The organism is Aeoliella fuhlenseeensis, from assembly GCF_052161615.1.
Lineage (GTDB): Bacteria > Planctomycetota > Planctomycetia > Pirellulales > Lacipirellulaceae > Aeoliella.
Window position 1 is genome coordinate 3,425,038 of sequence record NZ_CP197417.1, and the last position, 18,688, is coordinate 3,443,725.

Here is an 18,688-nt window from a genome sequence, read left to right on the forward strand (position 1 = left end):
GCCGCAATGCGTGCCGTCTAACCCGACACCTTGTAATACACTTCTTCGAGCGTCGTTCTGCCGGCGATGGCTTGCTCGAGACCGGCGCGGGCCAGTTCGACCATGCCCCCAGCGACCGCGACTTCGCGGAGCCGATTGGCGGGCAAGCCGCGTTCGATGGCGTCGGACAGCTCGGGTGTGACGACCATGATCTCGTAGATCGGAAGCCGGCCCATATAACCTGTGTTGAGGCACTTCTTACAGCCGCGGCCGCGATAGAACACGGCGTTCCCCGGCACTTCGCGGTTCTTCGACAGGGCTTCGAGCAGCGACGGATTCGGCTCCGCGGGCTCTTTGCACTCGGGGCAGATCGATCGCAGTAGTCGCTGGGCCACGGAACCTAGTAGTGCTCCACCCAGTTTAAAGTTGTCGATGCCCAGGTCGTTGAGCCGTGCCACCGCGCCAACAGCATCGTTGGTGTGGAGCGTGCTAATCAGCAAGTGTCCTGTCAGCGCCGCTTGGACGCTGGTGGTGGCGGTCTCGTGGTCGCGGATTTCGCCCACCATGATCACGTCGGGGTCTTGCCGCATGATGTACTTCAGGGCGTTCGCGAACCCAAGGCCATAGTCGTTGTCGGACGCTACCTGGTTGATGCCGGTGAGTCGGTATTCGACGGGGTCTTCGACCGTAACAATGTTGCGGTTGATGCTGTTGAGTTGCGCGAGCACCGCGTACATGGTCGTCGTCTTGCCCGAGCCCGTCGGACCAGTAACGACGATCATGCCGTGTGGCTTGTCGATCAATGACAGCAGCTTTTTGAGATCGCGTTCTTGAAGGCCAAGCGTCTTGATGTCGAACATCTTGTTCGCCTCGTCCAACAGACGCATCACGACCTTCTCGCCGCCCACCGTTGGAATCGAACTCACGCGGAAGTTCACCCGCGAGCCCGCTTCGTTCACACTCAAACGGCCGTCTTGCGGGCGGCGGTTTTCGGTGGTGTCCATGTCGGCCATGACCTTGATGCGCGCAACCACGGCCTCTTCGATGTGGTTGGGGATGGTCATTACCTGTTGTAATTCGCCGTCCACGCGGTAACGCACGCGCATTTCGGGGTGGTGCGGTTCGAGGTGGATATCGCTCGTGCCGGCGTTGATGGCACCCATCAGGATGGCCCGCACCAACCGCACGACGGGGGCGAGGTCTTCCTTCTCGGCCTCGACATCGACAATCGTATCGACCACCATGTGCTCGGCCGCTTCGAGGTCGGCCATTTTCATATCGACAATCGTTTGCCGAGCGACAATGCGGTCGTCGAAGCTGCGATCAATCGCTGCTTGAAGAGGTGCTTCGAGCGCCACCATCGGCTCGACGTGATAGCCGGTGATGAGCTCGGTCTCGGCGATGGTCTCGATGTCGTCGGGGGCAACCATTGCCAGTTGCAGGCGATGACCGCTCACGCCAATCGGCACACAGCCGTGATGTCGCGCCATCGGCTCGGGAACCAATCGGGCGATCTGAGGGTTGACGGCCTGCGGAATCACTTCGATGTATGGCACGCCGTACTGCTCGGAAAGTGCATCGCCGAGCTGGTCGAACGAAATCAGCCCTCGGCGCACCAGTATTTGGCCAAGCATGCCGCGTTCGTTACCCTGAGCGGCAAGCGCACTCTCCAACTGACTGGGAGTGATCCAGCCATGGTCAATCAGGATGTCGCCGAGGCGTGCCATGCGAGTTCTGTGTGGAAGCGACTATGCGGTAACGAGCCGCTGGACCTTTTTTTCCAGCGTCTGCGGATCAAACGGAGTGACTAAGTACTCATCCGCCCCGGCGTTAAAGGCCCGCTGCACGTCGTCAAGTTCGGAGTTCGGAGACAGCAGCATCGTCGGTATTTTCGACGTGCGAACGTCGTTGCTGATGCGATTGAGGAAGTCGATGCCATCCATGCCAGGCAGGAAGTGTCCCACCACCACCATGTCGGGCAGTTGGTCCACGAGGCGGCTCAGGGCATCTTCTGCGGAGTGGAGGGTGTCGACGCGATGACCCAACAACTCCAGGCGGAACGACGTGATGTCGGCCAGCGTGGGGTCTTCTTCAATCAGCAGGATGTGCTTCTTGTCGTTGGTCATGAATCGCCGCGATGCTAGTTTGTGTGGCTTGCGCGCAGCATGCCGCGCCGGTGCACAGCAAGATGTAGCTTTTTTGCACCGCGCGGCAAACGAAACCGCTTGGATGGTTCGTTTAGGTGCCGGTCGTAGCACACGTAGCGATTGTGCCAATTCGAGGGGCACCGGCGTACACGCAGGTAAGGAACTTCAACGGGCCTCGACCCAGCGGATGATTCGCACGCCTCCGGAGGCTCCGGAACCAAACGCCTGCTGCACTTCTTCGGCGCTCATCGCGCGGTTGTAGAGGCGGACATCGGACAAGTTGCCTTGGAAATAGGCGTCGCCACTCCAGTTGCTTTTCGCAATGTAGTTGAGCGTCCGCACCACATCGCCCGGAGTGCCAGTGGTGAAAGAACTTCGATACTCGCCATCGACGTACATGGTCGCCAGTCCGGTGGAGTCGACCGTCACGGCGTAGTGCTGCCATTTGCTGTTCACGATGGCATTGGCGGCGCCAAACCCACGGGTGCCGAGACTGCCTCCGTACATGTCCATCCATACGTCGTTCGACGTGGCGCGGCGGGCGAAGAGTAGGTTGTACGCACCGCCGCCGTTGCCCATGTCCATGAAGCGTGCCCAGGTGCCGGTGGCCGACGGTCTCGCCCACAGTGCCATCGAGAACCCGCGGTGGAACAGCCGCTCGTACGTGGGGAGTTGCACGTGGCCCGAAAAGCCCAGAAACTCCGCTGAGCCCAGATCGGCGTTGGGCCCCGTTTGGTCGAGCTGCACGTCGCCCAAGTAGGTCCCATTCTTTCCCATGCCCGACGAGTCGTACGCGATTTTGCCGCTCGGCTCGTTGAGCAGCCAGTTCCCGACAAGGCCATGCAGCTTTGCTACCTCGCTGGCGTTGATCGCGCGATTGTAGAACCGCACATCGTGCAAGCTGCCATCCAGGAAGTCGTCGCCCCCTTGCAGCGAAGCCCCCAGCGTCAGGTTGCCCGAGGCCTTGTCGAGTGTAAACGATTCGTAGGACAGTCCGGCGAGTTTGCCGTCGATGTAAATGCGATAGGTTGTGCCGTCGTACGTGGCCGTGACGTGTTTCCAAGTGTCGAGTGGAAGCGTTTCGGATGTGGTGAGCGTCCGCAATGCTCCGCCCGAACGCCCCATGACACGAACCTGTCCCGTTGAGCTGAACGTCAGCGAGCAAGAGTCGGTCACGCTGCCATTCTCGAGCATCGCCGCGTAGTTGACGTGCGAGTCGAGCCGAACCCAACCGCCGATCGAAAAAGTGTTCGTGAGGGGGTACTCGGTGGTCGAGGCTCCATTGACGTAGTCATTGCCGCCGTCGAGACCCACCGCGTACTGACCTTCGCCTGGGTAGGGGCCGAACTGACCGGCCTGGGCACCGTCGGTGTGGGTGCCGTGGAGCGCCTTGAGCGAGCTGTCAGTCGCCGTGGTTCCCGCGCTGGCATTCAGGTGCCAGTGACCGATCAGGCCATAGAGGTCGGCGACCTGCGAAGGGTTGAGTTCGTAAGCGTAGACGCGCACATCGTCGAGCGTACCATCGAACCGCTCGGTCGAACCGGTTCGCGTGCCGAACGTGAGAATCGCCGCCGGCTGATCGGTGAGGGTCATCGAGCCGCTCGCCACCAGCGAGCCATCGAGATAGAGTTTGTAAGTATCCGTGTCGCAGTTGTACATGGCGACCAGATGATGCCACTCGTCGGCCGTGGCGACGCCGGTCGCGGTCATGAAACCTGCACCAACGCCATCGCCGGAGAAATCGCAAAAGATGCGGCCTGTGGAGTCGGTGCGAATCTCCCAGTCGCCCCCGCTACCTAGGAGACGCTGGGCACCAGTCGGTACGTCGTCGAAGCGGAACCAACATGAAACGCTTCCTTCGGCCGGTGGGTCGAAGTTGGCGTTGGTGTCGGCGTCGTTCGAGCCGCTGAATTCCAGCGCACTGCCACGTACCCCAGCGGTCCAGGCGGGCGTTCCCGCGTTGAACGCCGCGTGATTGTTCTTGGGAGACGAGTCGTTGGTGGTGCTGCCCGCTGCTTCGTCGAACGTCCAGTGCCCCACAAGTCCATACAAGTCGACGATCTCGCTCGCGGTGAGCACCTTGCCGTAAACCCGCAGATCGTCGAGTGCACCCGTGTGGTGCAGGTTGTAATAGGCGGTTGTCTCGTCGCCGGCGACGGTCTGAGTACCGAGGATGTACGAGGGAGATCCCGACGCGATCATCGAGCCTCGCGAGACGCCATCGACGTAAATCGTCAGCAGCTTGGTCGCGTTGTTGAACGTCGCGGCGTAGTGATGCCATCCGGTTCCGACGCGACTGCCACCCGACGCGGCGAGCGTTTGCAGCGACGATCCGTTCCAGTAGGCGATGGCGGGCGAGTTGGTCGCCGCTTGGTGCGCCATCAGGGCGGCGCAGTCGCCGACGCTCAGGATCACTGCGCCGTGCGTGTCGCTTGAATCGGTGCGAGCCCAGCCGGCGATGGTGAAGTTGGCCGGCTCCCCGAGTTCGTTGGTCACCGACACCTTGCCGGTGGAGTTTAGCTGTAACCCATTTTGCCGCACGCCGGTGGTCCAGCTCGTACTGCCAGAGAGTGTGCCATTGCGAGCGTAAGTCGACGCGTCGACGGCGGTGGTGCCGGTAGTGGAGTCGAGTTTCCAATGTAGCAGCAGCGGGTCGGCCGCCGCCCAGGTGATCGCCTGCTGGGCGATTCGCAAGCCACTTGTGTTAAGTGCAGCCCAACTAAAGCCGTCGTCGCCCCACGGCAAGCGAACCCGCCGGCCAACCGCAGTACCACCTCCGGCAAGCGCGGCCCCCACGTCCATCACACCGAGCGTGTTGCCCGCCGCGTAGTTTTGCTTCGCCAGCACCGTGAAGCCCGACGCTACGGTGGGATTCATCATCGTGATTTGCTGGTTTGAGCTGACGATGGTGACGTAGCCCGTCGCTAGCCCTGCGGTTACGGGATGTGTGTTATTGAGCACCTCGATGTTATTGTGCGAGTTATTCCAACCGTCGCCCGTCGAGAAGCCCATCTCATTGTCGAGATAGCGTTCTTCGCAGACGACACCCTTGCCGGTTGACTTGACCTTGGTGCCGAGCTCCCATTCCTGGACGGTCGAGGGAATGTAGACCACGTCCACGGCGGCCATCGCGGCGTCGAAGGCCGCCTGCGTGGCGTTGCCATCGATCGTGGTGACCGTGTGACCCCAGGACTGAAAGGCCGACTGACGCGAAGTCTCACTCGCGTTGATCGTCGAGTCCTGCATTACCAGCAGCACGTTGAGCGCGCTGGCCGGCGTCGCTGCAAGCGCGAACACCGCGGCAATGCTCAAGAGCATCGTCGCGGTGGCGAGAGGATTCGATGGTCGTCGTAAACTTTGCACCTGGCCCCCCAAAGGCTGTGCGCCCCTCGGCGGGAACGTCAAGCGGTGCAGACCGGCGCCTGCGCCCGGTAGAGGGCACGAAGCACGTCGCTACGCGAAATGAGCCCCACCAATCGTCCGTTGCGAATCACCGGCAGGCGATGAACGCGGTTGACGATCAACTGGTCGGCCACACGGTTCGCAGGAGTGCTCGCATCAACCGAGATCACTTCACGAGTCATGTGCTGCGCGACAGTCTGGTGCGTTACCGATTGATCGTAGGCCAGCGCCAAGAGGGCGTACTCGCTCAGAATGCCAACGAGCGAGCCATTGCGATCCACAACAGGCAGACCACTAATCCGGCAAGCTAGCAAAAGCTCAATGGCGTCGTGAATCGAAGCGTCCGGACCGATGGTGATGACGTCCGGTGTCATGATTTGTTCCGCAGTAATCACGCCTGACACTCCCTGTTGATTCGATACCTTGAGCGGCAGTTGCGCCCGACGCTCCAGGAGTTTTGTCGTGAACTGCTTTCCCTCTCCCCAAACCTAGTTCATAGTGGGAGTTGCAGATGCCGCATTCGGGCGTTCGGTTTACCCGTCCCCTCTGCGGTGGTGTTCGCGTTGTGCCGGTTGTACGGGTTAGTTGACTTCGCCGACCACTTTCAGCAAAGTTTTTCGGTCGAGCATCCTTAACTCCGGCGATCAGTCGATACACATCAAAGCCCCATAGCGTCTCAAGCGTGCCCGCCAATGGCCTCCGCCCTACCTACCGCCGCTCACCAGCTACGCCAGGCCATGCCTCGCGCGGCGTTTTCGTTCCGTGGTTACAACACCACGAACCTGGGGCGGACGCACGAGCTGTGGCAGGTTCCGGCCTACCAGCCGGTGCTGGAACGCTGGCTCGAACTTGGTAGCCAAGTGTGCCATGACTCGCATGGGCTGACGACCGACTTGGTGGCCCGCGTGGTGGGGCAACTGGAGCCGGACCTCGACCATTACGCCGAATCGGTTGCGCTGATTATGGCGGTTGAGTTCGCCCAGGTCGAACTGCTTGAAACCATTCACGCCATCGAGTACCGAAAGTCTCGTTTGTCGTTTGGCTACAGCCTTGGCGAACTCACCGCCGTGGCGGCCAGCCAGATCATTTCCCCCGCCGAGGCGATGGAAGTGCCGGTGGCGCTCGCGCACGACTGCGCAGCACTCGCGCATGATGTGCGAATGGGGATCGTGTTCTCGCGGACCGAGGCCGTGGACGAGCACAAAGTCATCCGGCTATGCGAAGACATCACCGCCGAACGGCAGGGCGTGATTGGCATCTCCGCCGTGCTTTCACCCAACACGTACTTGGTGTTAGGGCAACGCGACACGCTTGCTCGGTTCCGGGCGGAGATGGGTGGAGTGCTCAGCAAGTCGGCGCATCTCAAGCGAGATCCCAACCTGTGGCCACCGCTTCATACCCCCATCGTCCGCCAACGTCACATCCCCGACCGCGCATCGGTGATGATGGAAAAGATGTCGCCCCGCCCCGGGCTCGAGTCGCCGACCCTCTTCTCGCTGGCCACCGGAACCGCGAGTTACCACCACATCCCGGCCCGCGAAATCCTGCGGCGGTGGATCGATCACCCACAGCGATTGTGGGACGCCGTGATGTTCACGCTGAAAGAAGACGTCGACCTGATCATCCACGTCGGTCCCGCTCCGAACGTGGTGCCAGCGACTTTTAGCCGTCTCAGCGACAACGTTCGGCAGCAACTCGCGCGGATGTCGCTCACCGGCCTTGGCATGCGGGCCGTGTCCAACCTGGTGAATCGCCGGTGGCTGGCGAATCTACTTCCCAATCGCGCCGCCCTGCTCCGCGCGCCGTCGATTCGGCAACTCAACCTCGAAGACTGGCTGATCGATAACGCGCCTAAATAGCAAACGCTGTCGATCCTACTACACAACGCCGACGGGTTCTGGCGAGCGATAAGGACGCACATCTTCCACGGGCGATGATTCGCCTTCCCAGATCGCTTCGGTATGCTCGATGTCGGATTGACCGAACACATTCAGCGCGATCCGGAATAACGTCGGCACCAACAACAACGTGAACACCGTCGACACCAGTAGTCCACCAAGCACTACCGAGCCCAACCCGCGATACAACTCGCTACCAGCGCCCGGAAACAGCACAAGCGGCGCGAGGCCGAGCACCGTGGTCGTCGTGGTCATGAAGATCGGCCGGATACGGGTGCGGACGCTCTCTAGAATCGCCGCCCGAGGTGTCATGCCGTCGTGGCGAAGGTGGTTGAGGGCCTGCTCGACGATAAGAATGGGATTGTTGACCACCGTGCCAATCAGAATGACAAACCCGAGCATCGTCAGTACATCAAGCGGCTGCAGAATGAACAGATTGAGAATAGCGAGCCCCATCACGCCACCCGCGGCACCGAGAGGCACGCTCAGGATGACCACGAGAGGATAGATCCACGACTCGAACAACGCGGCCATCAACAGGTAAGTGATGAGTACCGCGAGCATGAGATTGAAACTCAACGCGCCCCACGTTTGGCTCAGCTTGTCGGCCGTGCCGGCGAGCGCTACGCGGTAGCCACCATCGAGTTGGCCCTCTGCCCGCAGTGGCTCGACGATCTGCGACGAGATGGCGGCCATGGCGTCCTCGAGTGCCACGTTCGCCGGCGGGGTGACTTGGATGGTGATCGCCCGGTCGCGTTCGCGGTGATTGATTTGTTCGGGACCGCTCGACACCTTGATATCTGCCAGTGATTTCAGCGCAACCAAGTAACCTTGCGGCGTAGCCACGGGTACGTATTCCAATTGGCCCGTCGATCGATTGAAATCGTCGTGTCCCTTGAGGGTCAGGTCAATCTTCTTGCCACCCAAGAAGTAGTCGCCCACGTAAGCACCGTCAATGATCGAGTCGACGGCGAAGCCGATGTCGGTTGCCGACATCTCCATCTCGGCCATTTGCATCAGCTTGGGATTGATGTGAATTTCGGGACTCGACAAGTCGAGACTAGGCACCGGCTGTGCCTGGCAGCCGGGAATCACCTCGCTCGCCTTGCCGAGCACTTGGGTGCCTAGATCCACCAGCTTCAGCATGTCGGGACCCACGATCTCCACGTCGACGGTCCGGCCCGCCGTGAGACCGCGTTCGAACAAACTGGTTTGCTTGGCGACGGAGTAAGCTCCGGGAATGCGTCGCAGCGCATCTTTAATAACCGGAATCAACTCTGCCGAGCGGAGCGGGTCTTTGGCTCGCACGCCCATGAACACCTGACGTCCGCGGACGATGAAAAAGAAATCCTCAATCGCCGGACCCTTCAGCTCAGCTAGGCTCGTTTCGTCGGCATCCCAGTAGGGACGCAGTGCCTCCTCGACATCCGTGCCGTAGGTCATCAGCTTATCGATGTTCAGCCCTGGCGGTGGAACGACGATGCCAATCACCAAGTTGCGATTGCCATTCGGCAGGTACTCGACCTTTGGCCAAAGCAGATAGGTCACGCCAAAGGACACACCCACTAGAATCGCCACAGTGGCTAGTTGCCGCCACAGTCCCTTCTGAATCCAAGCGTTGATGCCCACGATCGAATTCGTAAACGCCGTGCCCAAGGCGTTGACCACGCCGATCGTGCTCTCGGCCGCTGTGTGCTGCGTTGGCAGATGGCCGTTGGTGGTGAAGTCGCCTTGGAGGTGTCGTTCATCCTCGGGATGCCGCTTTAGCAGCCGCGCTGCCGCCACCGGGATCACCGTGACCGACACCACCATCGACAAGGCGATGGAAGCCGAGATGGCCAGGGCGATATCGCGGAACAATTGCCCCGCTTCTTCTTCCATAAACACGATGGGTAGGAACACCGCGACGGTCGTCAAAGTCGACGAGAGCACAGCACCCCACACTTCCTGCGTGCCACGCACCGCAGCCGTGTAGGGCGACTCGCCCATGTCGTACCGGCGGTAGATGTTCTCCAGCACCACCACGGCGTTATCGACAAGCATGCCAACGGCGAACGCCAAGCCTGCGAGGCTAATGACGTTGAGCGACCGCCCCAGCATGTGCAGCACCAGGAACGTGCCGACGATACTCACGGGAATGGCGAGCGCGACGACCAGCGCCCCGCGGGCGAAGTAAAAACCGGTTCCGACCACGAGGGCAAGGCATAGCACGAACATCCAGGGCGAAACATAAACCGATGCAATGCCGGTCGCCAGAATTAAGGGAATCGAAATGAGCGAAGGGACACCGAGGTGCAGGAACAACATCAGCACCACCATGGTCAGCGCGCCACCGAGGAAGATGTTCTCCTGAACCAGCTTGACGGACGAATTGATGTACTCGGTCTCGTCGTAGACTTGGCTGAGCATCAATCCGCGGGGATTGAGGATGTCGCGATTGATGGTGGCGGCGACTTTGCGAAGGTTCTCCATCACGTCGATGACGTTGGCGCCCGTCGAACGCTCGCAGTTGATGGCGATGCTCGATTCGCCAAATCGCCGCACCAAGCCATCGGGCTTTTTGTAGCCCAGCTCCACGGTGGCGACATCGCGAACGTACACCGGCCCGCCATCCCGAACGGCGAGCAATTGATCGAGCACCTGCTCGGGCGAGCGGAATTGATTCAGCGCGCGGAACACGTAGCGACGTTTGCCATCGTCGATGGTGCCGGCCGACGTATCGCGGTTCTGCGCTCGCAGGACATCGCGCACTTCGGTAAGCGTGAGCTGGCGGGCGGCTAGCTTCTCGAGGTCGACGATCACCTGCAACTCGTCTTCCAGGCCACCCACGACCTCTGCCTGCGCGACGCCATCCACCCGCTCGAAACGGGCTTCGATTTCGTCCTCGGCCAGTCGGCGGAGTTTGAGCACTTCGAGGTCGGGCGGGGGTAGAAGCTCCGCGGCTTCGGGGTGCTCGGCCGCGAGGTTGCGGAGCCGCAGCATCTTCAGGCCGTTGTTCGGAGTCGCAGCGATGCGAGCAATCTGGTCGCTCAACTCCGGGTGTGCTTCGCTAAACGCGGTCAGCTGCTCGGCAGTAGGAGGTAACGAGCTGAGCATGAACCGCGCGATCGCCTGCCCCGTGCTGTCGGAAGTGGAGAGCACGGGCTGATCGGCTTCTATCGGATACTCGGCAACCTGTTGTAGCCGGCTATTCACCCGGAGCATCGCCTGATCCATGTCGGTACCCACGGCGAACTCGATGATGATTCGTCCCATCGAATCCAAGCTTTCGGAGGACAGCTTGCGCGCGCCTTCGACACCCTTTAGTTGTTCCTCCTGCTCAATGACGATTTCCTGCTCAACTTCTTGCGGGCTCGCACCGGGCCAGCGAGTCTCGACCGTGATCGTAGGAGTCTGCACCTCGGGCGTGAGTTGCATTGGCATGCGAAACACGGCGACCAGACCGAACAGCACTACCAGCAACACGCCGACAGCCACTTTGACCGGATTGCGAACGATAGCGTCGGCTAAATGCATCGGATCACCGAGCGAGGTGGGGGGTGCGGGGGGAGGGTTGGCCTTAAGGGCCGGCGGGAGTTTCTGCGAGGCGAGCGATCGATACCGCTGCACCCGGTCGCAAGCGTTCGTTGCCTTCGACCACAACGATCTGGCCTGGCTTTAGTGAGTCGCCAATGTCGATTAACCTGCCGTACGAGCCGCCGAGCTTCACGGGCACCGGCGACACGCTGCCCTGCTCACCCACAGCGGACGCCCCCTGGACGACGTAGACTAGCGTCGAGCGCTGGTCGAGCACCACCGCGTCTTTGGGTACAAGAACCGCCTGCTTCATGCTGCCAACCGGAAGCTCGACGCGGGCGTACATGCCGGGTTTGATGAGTGGGCCTGACTCGGTGGTCTGGTTTTGGATGGCAATCTTCACAGGGAATGTCCGCGCCCGGACATCGCCCTGCGGCACGATCGCTACGACCTTGCCAGTGAAGGGCGACTGCGGCAGCGCGGGGATATCGACGCTCACCTCCGCGTTAAGCTTCAAGTAGGGGACGCTCTGCTCCAGCACCTGCACCACCACCCAGACGACATCGACACCCGCCACGTCGGCGATGGGATCGCCCGTGTTCACCCACTGGCCGATCTCGCTGTGCTTGGCGACAACGTAACCTCCGAACCGCGACCGCAAGGTGTGCTTCGCGAGCTGATCCTTCAGTCGATCGACGACCGCTTGTTGCATCACCACCTGCGCACGAGCCTGTGCAATGGCTTCTTTTCGCGGACCCGCCTGGGCCTCGTCGTAGGCGGCGGTCGCTTCTGCGTGGGCTTCTTGAGCCTCGGCCGCCAGCGAGACCGCCTCGCTCCATTCGTCCTCGGTCACGGCGGTCGTTCGCTCGGCCAGATCGCGCAGGCGCTCGCGGCGATTCTCCAAGTATTCACGACGCGCGCCGGTCGCAGCCATTCGCGCTCGGGCCTGCTCGACTTGCTCGGCACGCGTGCCATTTTCGAGTTCGGCCAAGAGTGCCTGACGATACTCGAGTTCCCCCTGTGCCGAGGCGATTTCCAGGTCAATAGTTTCGGTGAGAAGTTGTGCAAGGGCTTGCCCATCTTCCACGCGATCCCCCTCCTCGATGTCGCACTTGATCACCCGGCCACTGACGGCACTACCAATCGATGCCATCTGCGACGGGGCTACCGTGCCAACGAACGCCTGTGTGTCGGTCACCTGCCGCTGCTCGACTTGGGCCACCACTACCGGCGCAGGCCCCGCTTGGCCCCATGCCGCGGCACAGAAACAAGCTAGCGGTGCAAAGAGGGCGATTCGGTTAAGAAACCGCCGGCGCATCACTCGAGACATTGTCACGAACCTTCGCTAATAGATGACGCAGGGAATCGATTTCTTGGGGGTCGAGGCCTTGCAAAGCTTGCCGGCGAATTTCACGGCCGCACGCGACAATCTTTGCCCACACCTCTTCCGCCGCGGGCATGGTGTGAATCAGTTTGCGTCGCCGATCGTTGGCGCAACTCCGACGCTCGATCAGCCCCGCCTCTTCGGCGCGGTCGAGGATGCCTACCAAGCTCGGAGGCTCAATCAACATCCGCGAGGCAAGCTCCGACTGGCTCATCGCACCGTCCTTGACCAAGTAACCCAACAACTGGGCTTGCCGGTAGGTGATGCCGTGAGGCTCCAAGCGTTCGTTTAGCACGCGCATGTACGAGTGGTGCGCCGAGGCGAGCCAATAACCCACACTGTCCTCAAAATCGTACTGCAACATGCAGAATATCCTCGCCCGCAGGCATAATAGTTAGCGCTCTAATAATTATTGCTATCGGAACTGCGAATGACCAGACGCGAGTTGCAGATTTATCACGTCCAAACTCGGCATTCCCGTTTTGAGGTGATCGCCACTCGTCGCTGCGCACCACTGAATCAGCTAGTTAACCGCTGCGCATTTCGGCCAGCCGCACAACTCGAACGCGCGTAGCAGTTGTGCCGTTTGGCCCATTTCGGAGCTTCGGCGAGTGTATGGGACTTCCCGATGTCCCCCAGGCAGCCGACTTGACCAGACGTAAATTTGCGTACTGCCATCGAGAGGCTTCCTTGGCGATCGCAGCCCATCGGTTGTCCGCACGCGAAAACATGCATCCTGAAACTTCCTCCAAAATCGGACTCCTCACTACTTTCAGCTTGCTGGGAGTGTGGATAGTTGCGTGCGCGGTCGGGTTCTACTCTCTACTCACCTACAGCCAAACGCCGGGCCCGGACTTGGTGCCCGCTGCGCTGCACGACATCCGCGCGGAATGGCCTCGCAAGCGGGATTTCCTGCTTGTCGTGGCGATCCACCCGCGTTGCGTCTGCTCCGAGGCAACCGCAACTGAACTTCAGCGGTTAATTGACAAGACAAACGATAAGGTTGAGTGCCGGGTGCTCTGCTACCAGCCGACTTCGGCCGGAATCGACTTTGCGAACACGCCACTCATCAAGCAACTTGCTCAGCTACCAAATACCACCATGGTTACGGATAGCGACGGATCGATGGCGTCGCTGCTTGGAATGCAGACCTCCGGTTCGATCGCCCTGTTTGACAAGGAAGGCCATCCGCTGTTTAGCGGCGGCATCACCACCGGACGGGGTCATGTAGGTCCAAGTGCTGGTGCTGGTGCCATTATAGCGCTTACATCCGGCGATCGGCCAACCACCCCGCGAACGCGGGTCTACGGATGTCCGCTGCGGAACGTCGAGGCCATGGAGTCGGAGGGGCGAGATTTATGAATTCCCAGACGGCACTCGATCGTCGTACCGACGAAATCCTGCACCATCGACAGCAACAGCTCTACAGCCGAACCGATCGGCTGTTTGCCCGGCTATTCGTGATTCAATGGATCGCGGCGATTGGCGGGGCGGCGATCCTTTCGCCCCTCACTTGGCAGGGGGAAGAGAGCCGACTGCACGCCCACTTGTGGGCGGCCGTCGTGTTAGGCGGCGTCCTGGCCGCCGCTCCCATTGCGATGGCGTACTTCAAGCCGGGGCATTTTTCCACTCGGTTGACGATCTCGGTGGCGCAAGCGGGTTATTCTGCGCTGCTGATCTACATCTCCGGCGGCCGGCTGGAGACCCACTTTCACATCTTCGGCTCGCTCGCCTTCCTGGCGTTTTATCGCGACTGGCGGGTGCTCGTGCCGGCGACCACCGTGGTGGCGTTTGACCACCTCGTACGCGGAACGATTTGGCCCGAGACGATCTTTGGCGTACTAATCCCATCGATTGCGCGGGCTTTGGAACACACCGGCTGGGTGCTGTTCGAAGATTTGTTCCTGGGCTGGAGCTGCATCACTGGCGTCCGCGAGATGCGCGAAGCCAGCCGCACTCAGGCTCGGCTCGAGCAAGCCAAAGCCGATACCGAAGAGGTAGTGCGGGAGCGTACCTCCGACTTGCAGCTTCGCAGTGAGCAGCTCGAAGCTTCGATCGACGAAACCCGGCGGATGGCACAGCGACTGGCCGAAGCCCAGAAGCTGGAGTGCATCGGCCAACTCGCGGCGGGTATCGCCCACGAGATCAACACCCCGATGCAGTTTATCGGCGACAACTCCCTTTATCTCGAAGAGTGTGTCGATCGATTGCTCGACATCACCGAGTCCTACATCGAAATGCTGAATATCGACTCCCCCAGCCAAGCCTGGGAAGATCGGCATCAGCGGTCCGACGCTATTCTCGCCGGCTACCGTTACGCGGAGCTCGTTCGCGAAGTGCCGTGTGCCTTCGCCGAGAATCGTGATGGCATCGACCGAGTAATCACGATCGTCCGCGCAATGAAGGACTTCTCGCACCCGGGCACGGGGTCGAAGGTGCCTACGGATATCAATCAACTGATTCACAGCACCGTCGCCGTGAGCCGCAATCGCTGGAAGTACGTGGCGCGGGTGGAACTGCAACTCGCGGACGACCTTCCGATGGCCGACGCGCTACCCGCCGAGCTGAACCAAGTGCTGTTGAATCTGGTGGTCAACGCCGCCGATGCCATCCGCGATCACGATGTCGATTCTTCCGATCCGCAGGGTATCATCACCATTCGCACCTTTGCCGCGGGCGGGAACGTGGTGATCGAGGTGCAAGACAATGGCCCTGGTATCCCGCCACACGTCAAAAGCCGCATTTTCGACCAATTCTTCACCACCAAGGAGCCTGGCAAGGGCACCGGGCAAGGCCTCGCCATTTCGCACGATATCGTGGTCAACAAGCACTCGGGAGAGATCAGCGCGTACAGCGTTGTCGGCGAGGGAACCACGTTTACCGTCACGATACCGATAGTGGACACCGAAGCCGAGGAAGAACGAAACCAACGTAGCGCGGCCCTGGAGCTCGCGCGACACGCGTATACCTCGCAGTAAAACTGCGTGCTATGCTTGACAGAGGGGCCAACTTTATGAGCGACCGCATTCTAATCGTCGACGACGAGCAACCGCTGCTAAACGGTTTGCGTCGTCGTCTCGGCGATTTCTACGATTTAGTGACTGCCAACTCTGGCGATGCTGCGCTCGCCGAGATCGAAGCCAGTGGCGAGTTCGCCGTGGTGATGACCGACATGCGCATGCCCGGCATGAACGGCGTACAGTTCATCCAGCAGGCCCGAACGGTCGCCCCCGACTCGGTCTACCTGATGCTCACAGGCAACCAGGACCAAGCCACGGCCATCAAGGCCGTGAACGACGGACAGGTCTTTCGCTTCCTCAACAAGCCGTGCGATCACGAGCACATTCGCCGCGCGCTCGACGCGGGACTCGAACAGTATCGCCTCGTGACCGCCGAGAAGGTGCTGCTGCACAAGACCTTCACCGGCGCCGTCGGCGTTCTGACCGACGTGCTCGCGATCGTCCAGCCCGACATCTTTAGCCGCACCACCGAGATCGAGTCGCTCGTCGAGCACCTGCGTCAAGCAATCGGTGCCCCCGACCGCTGGGAGTACAAACTGGCCGCACGACTGGGGCTCGTTGGGTTTACGCTGCTCCCTGAACGCCAGCGCCGCAAGCTCGAAACGGCCGCCCCCGACGATCCTGATCTCCGAGACATCCTTAGTTCCAGCGCCGCAACCGGATCGCGGCTGCTGGAGAAGATTCCACGCCTCGGCACCATCGCGCGGATGATTCGCGAACAGGTCAACGTCGATGGCAGCTGCACCGTCTCGCTCGCACCGCAAGAGAACGAGATCATCGCCATCGGTGCCACGCTGCTTCGTATCTCCGTACAATGGAACTGGCTCGGGCGAATCGGTATGAGCAACAAAGACGCCCTCCTCGAAATGCGGCAGCTGTTCCCCAACCTGCATCAGGCCCTGCTCGACGAGCTCGAACGCAACCCGCTGAACAACGACAACCTCACGCCGATCACGTTGAACCTCGAAGAGCTACAAGAGGGCATGGTGTTGTTCGAAGACATCATGACCCGCGACGACTCGCGACTACTGCGGCGTGGCCAGCGATTGTCGGCCGTGGCGCTCGAAAAGCTGCTCAATCACTATGGCAATCTGCTTTCGACCGACGTCGTCACGGTGTGCGCTAGCTCATGCCCCGTGGACATGGCAAACCTCGTTGCGGCGACCGCCGACGAGTAACATCTAGCTTGTCGCCTGCATCACTAGCTCATCAAGCGGCAGCGTTCCGATCGCCGGCGCAATGCGAGGGCTTGCGAACACGCGAATTCGCTTCACGTAGTCGTCGAATTGCTCGTGAACCAGCGTCCGCACCACCGGCGACACCTCGCCCAATGGGCGATACACCCCCTGTTTCGCCGCGTACACATCGACGTCGAACTGCACTTCGAGCTTCACCGGCGGCGCATCGATCAGCACTTCGTGCGGCGCCACGGGTTCACCAAGCGACACAGCAATACTCTCCGCCAATCGCATGCTGCAATCGACCAGCCAATCGTACGGCCGGCGAGCGAGTCGCTCGTAGACTTCGGGTGATTCAAGCAAGCTGTACTGCGCGACGCGCTTGAACAGCCGCCGCTCACTACCAAAAAGTGCAGCCACCAATACGCCCGCGGACTCGCGACCTGCCACCGACAGGAGCAGCGACGAAAACTCCTGATCGGTGGAGCCGAATAACCGCGGCCAGTCGATGTGGTGCTCCAAATGATACACGGTTCGCTGTAGCATCGCCGTCGCCGACCGCACCGCGTGGTGCCAGTAGACTTCGCTGAACATAACGTACCGCGCGAACACCATCAGCTCGGCCGCGGTCCGACCTTTGTCGGTCACGGCGATGCGATCTCCCACCGCGTTGAGGCACAGGCTGGAGATCAGCCGGCGCTGATCGTAGTTGCGGCCGTAAGGCACACCGCAGTGCATGCTGTCGCGCGATAGGTAGTCGATCTTGTCGACATCGATCGGCCCTGAGAGCATGCTCCGAACCACCCACTCGCCCGGATCCTGCAAGCGTCCGGCGATCAGGTCCGCAATCCGCGCGGGCTCGAGGTTCCAGTCTTGTGAAATCGCATCGGCGATCGGGCCCGAGCTGATCGCTTGGCGAGCGAGCGCTTCGTGGTGCGTAACGCTAGCGAGCGCGATGTCTTCCAGCGGGTGGCAGTAAGGAAAATGCCCTACGTCGTGCAGCAGCGCCGCGAGCAGGAAGCACTCCACCTGCTGTGGCGACACGATCTCCGCGAAGCGCGCGTCGCTTGTCAGCCGCGCCAAGAACTCCAGCGCGACGCGATACACCCCCAGCGAGTGCTCGAACCGCGTATGGCCCGCCCCCGGGTAAACCATTTGCACAAGGCCAAGCTGCGAGACGCTGCTCAAACGTCGAAACGCCGGCGTATCGACCAGCCGCCGCACTCGCGGCGTCAGCGGAACGTCTTCGCCCGGAGGCAAACGCACCAAGCTCGCCGGCGCGTGGCGAGTGGCGAGCTCGGGAATGAACGAATAATCGTAGGGCATGGCCATCGGGCTCGAATGGTTCTGGACTTAACTTCCGCCCAGCACCAAACCAGGCACGAACGGCAGATCCATCACCATCCGCAGCAGGCCCGTGCAGATGAAGAACAGCGCGAACAGCATGATCGCCGCCGCGGGCTCGAGGTCCAAACTTGCGTAGCCGGCAAGTAGCCCCACCATGAACATCACCGCGAGCGGCACCAATAGTTGCCACATCAAAAGGCCCTTCGCGATTTCCTCTGGAATTGCTAGCCGACTGAGAATGAAGCCGAACAACAACCAAGCCACAGCGAACGCCACGCCGCACGCAATCGCGCGCAACCAAAGCTGCGTGCCGCGATAGGGTTCGAGTTCATCGTCGCGGAGGAATAGATAACCACCCACCGCGATGAATGGACCTAGCAGCGCCGCGCCAGCAGCCATGATCAGCACCGACGTCAGCTCGGGGCCTTGCACGGCTCCCTTCATCAGGAACGCGGCCACCACCGCCAGAATCGCCACGCCCACCGCCGATCCCGCGATCAGCGGCGAGAACTTCGAGTCCTTCTTCTTGAACGTCTTGAGGACGCTACGACCCTTCGAGTCGGTCGGCCCGCTCGGCGGGGCCTCGTGGATGACCACTTGGTCTTCCAGCTTTGGAATCGTGATCGGCTTCTTACAGGCGGGGCACGGACCCTGCTTGCCCGCGTGCTTGTCGGCAACGGTGAAACGCTTGAGGCAACCGGGGCAAGTAACTTGGATGGGCATCAGCGGGTGCGACGATCGAGTGGATTTGGCGAGGAGTACGGCGAGTGATCCGGCGATTCAGCGACGCCGCGGGGCGGCTAAGGGATGGGGTCGC

General features: G+C 61.1%; 13 protein-coding genes. 4 read left to right on the forward strand and 9 right to left on the reverse strand.

The window, feature by feature from the left end; translation table 11 throughout:
- Window positions 1-17: 17 nt before the first annotated feature.
- The 4 genes from SH292x_RS13530 to SH292x_RS13545 all read right to left on the reverse strand — a co-directional run bounded on the left by SH292x_RS13530 (window position 18) and on the right by SH292x_RS13545 (window position 5,902).
- Complete coding sequence (locus tag SH292x_RS13530; protein ID WP_442481540.1) at window positions 18-1,706, reverse strand: GspE/PulE family protein; 1,689 nt, start codon at window positions 1,704-1,706, stop codon at window positions 18-20.
- 21 nt (window positions 1,707-1,727) lie between these two features.
- Window positions 1,728-2,105 carry a response regulator gene (locus tag SH292x_RS13535; RefSeq protein WP_442481541.1) on the reverse strand — a complete coding sequence of 126 codons (378 nt, stop codon included), beginning with the start codon at window positions 2,103-2,105 and terminating at the stop codon, window positions 1,728-1,730.
- A 186-nt stretch (window positions 2,106-2,291) separates the two neighbouring features.
- The gene (locus SH292x_RS13540; RefSeq protein ID WP_442481542.1) at window positions 2,292-5,444 is read right to left on the reverse strand and encodes a LamG domain-containing protein; all 3,153 of its coding nucleotides are present in this window, start codon (window positions 5,442-5,444) and stop codon (window positions 2,292-2,294) included.
- Window positions 5,445-5,527: 83 nt separating this feature from the next.
- On the reverse strand, window positions 5,528-5,902 hold the full coding sequence (locus SH292x_RS13545) for a CBS domain-containing protein (protein ID WP_442481543.1): 375 nt from the start codon (window positions 5,900-5,902) through the stop codon (window positions 5,528-5,530).
- Window positions 5,903-6,220: 318 nt separating this feature from the next.
- On the opposite strand from SH292x_RS13545, the gene SH292x_RS13550 reads away from it, so the two are divergent.
- Complete coding sequence (locus SH292x_RS13550) at window positions 6,221-7,387, forward strand: hypothetical protein (RefSeq protein ID WP_442481544.1); 1,167 nt, start codon at window positions 6,221-6,223, stop codon at window positions 7,385-7,387.
- An 18-nt stretch (window positions 7,388-7,405) separates the two neighbouring features.
- Here SH292x_RS13550 and SH292x_RS13555 read toward each other — a convergent pair whose 3' ends face one another.
- The 3 genes from SH292x_RS13555 to SH292x_RS13565 are packed head-to-tail and all read right to left on the reverse strand — an operon-like array spanning window position 7,406 to window position 12,690.
- Entirely contained in the window at window positions 7,406-10,942 is a 3,537-nt protein-coding gene (locus tag SH292x_RS13555) for an efflux RND transporter permease subunit (protein ID WP_442481545.1), read from the reverse strand.
- A 43-nt stretch (window positions 10,943-10,985) separates the two neighbouring features.
- Window positions 10,986-12,272 carry an efflux RND transporter periplasmic adaptor subunit gene (locus SH292x_RS13560; RefSeq protein ID WP_442481546.1) on the reverse strand — a complete coding sequence of 429 codons (1,287 nt, stop codon included), beginning with the start codon at window positions 12,270-12,272 and terminating at the stop codon, window positions 10,986-10,988.
- A complete protein-coding gene (locus SH292x_RS13565; RefSeq protein ID WP_442481547.1) occupies window positions 12,241-12,690 on the reverse strand; it encodes a MarR family winged helix-turn-helix transcriptional regulator in 450 nt (149 codons plus the stop codon). The genes SH292x_RS13560 and SH292x_RS13565 overlap by 32 nt, the downstream gene beginning before the upstream one ends.
- A gap of 326 nt (window positions 12,691-13,016) precedes the next feature.
- On the opposite strand from SH292x_RS13565, the gene SH292x_RS13570 reads away from it, so the two are divergent.
- The 3 genes from SH292x_RS13570 to SH292x_RS13580 are packed head-to-tail and all read left to right on the forward strand — an operon-like array spanning window position 13,017 to window position 16,524.
- Window positions 13,017-13,688: a hypothetical protein gene (locus SH292x_RS13570; protein WP_442481548.1), complete on the forward strand. Its 672-nt coding sequence runs from the start codon at window positions 13,017-13,019 to the stop codon at window positions 13,686-13,688.
- Entirely contained in the window at window positions 13,685-15,304 is a 1,620-nt protein-coding gene (locus tag SH292x_RS13575; RefSeq protein ID WP_442481549.1) for a sensor histidine kinase, read from the forward strand. Before SH292x_RS13570 ends, SH292x_RS13575 begins: the two co-directional genes overlap by 4 nt.
- 35 nt (window positions 15,305-15,339) lie before the next feature.
- A complete protein-coding gene (locus SH292x_RS13580; RefSeq protein WP_442481550.1) occupies window positions 15,340-16,524 on the forward strand; it encodes a response regulator in 1,185 nt (394 codons plus the stop codon).
- Between the two features lie 3 nt (window positions 16,525-16,527).
- Here the strand turns inward: SH292x_RS13580 and SH292x_RS13585 are convergent, their stop codons facing one another.
- Window positions 16,528-17,856, reverse strand: coding sequence for an HD domain-containing protein (locus SH292x_RS13585; RefSeq protein WP_442481551.1), 1,329 nt, complete (start codon window positions 17,854-17,856; stop codon window positions 16,528-16,530).
- 21 nt (window positions 17,857-17,877) lie between these two features.
- Window positions 17,878-18,594, reverse strand: a complete 717-nt coding sequence (locus SH292x_RS13590; protein WP_442481552.1) for a hypothetical protein — start codon at window positions 18,592-18,594, stop codon at window positions 17,878-17,880.
- Between the last annotated feature and the right edge of the window lie 94 nt (window positions 18,595-18,688).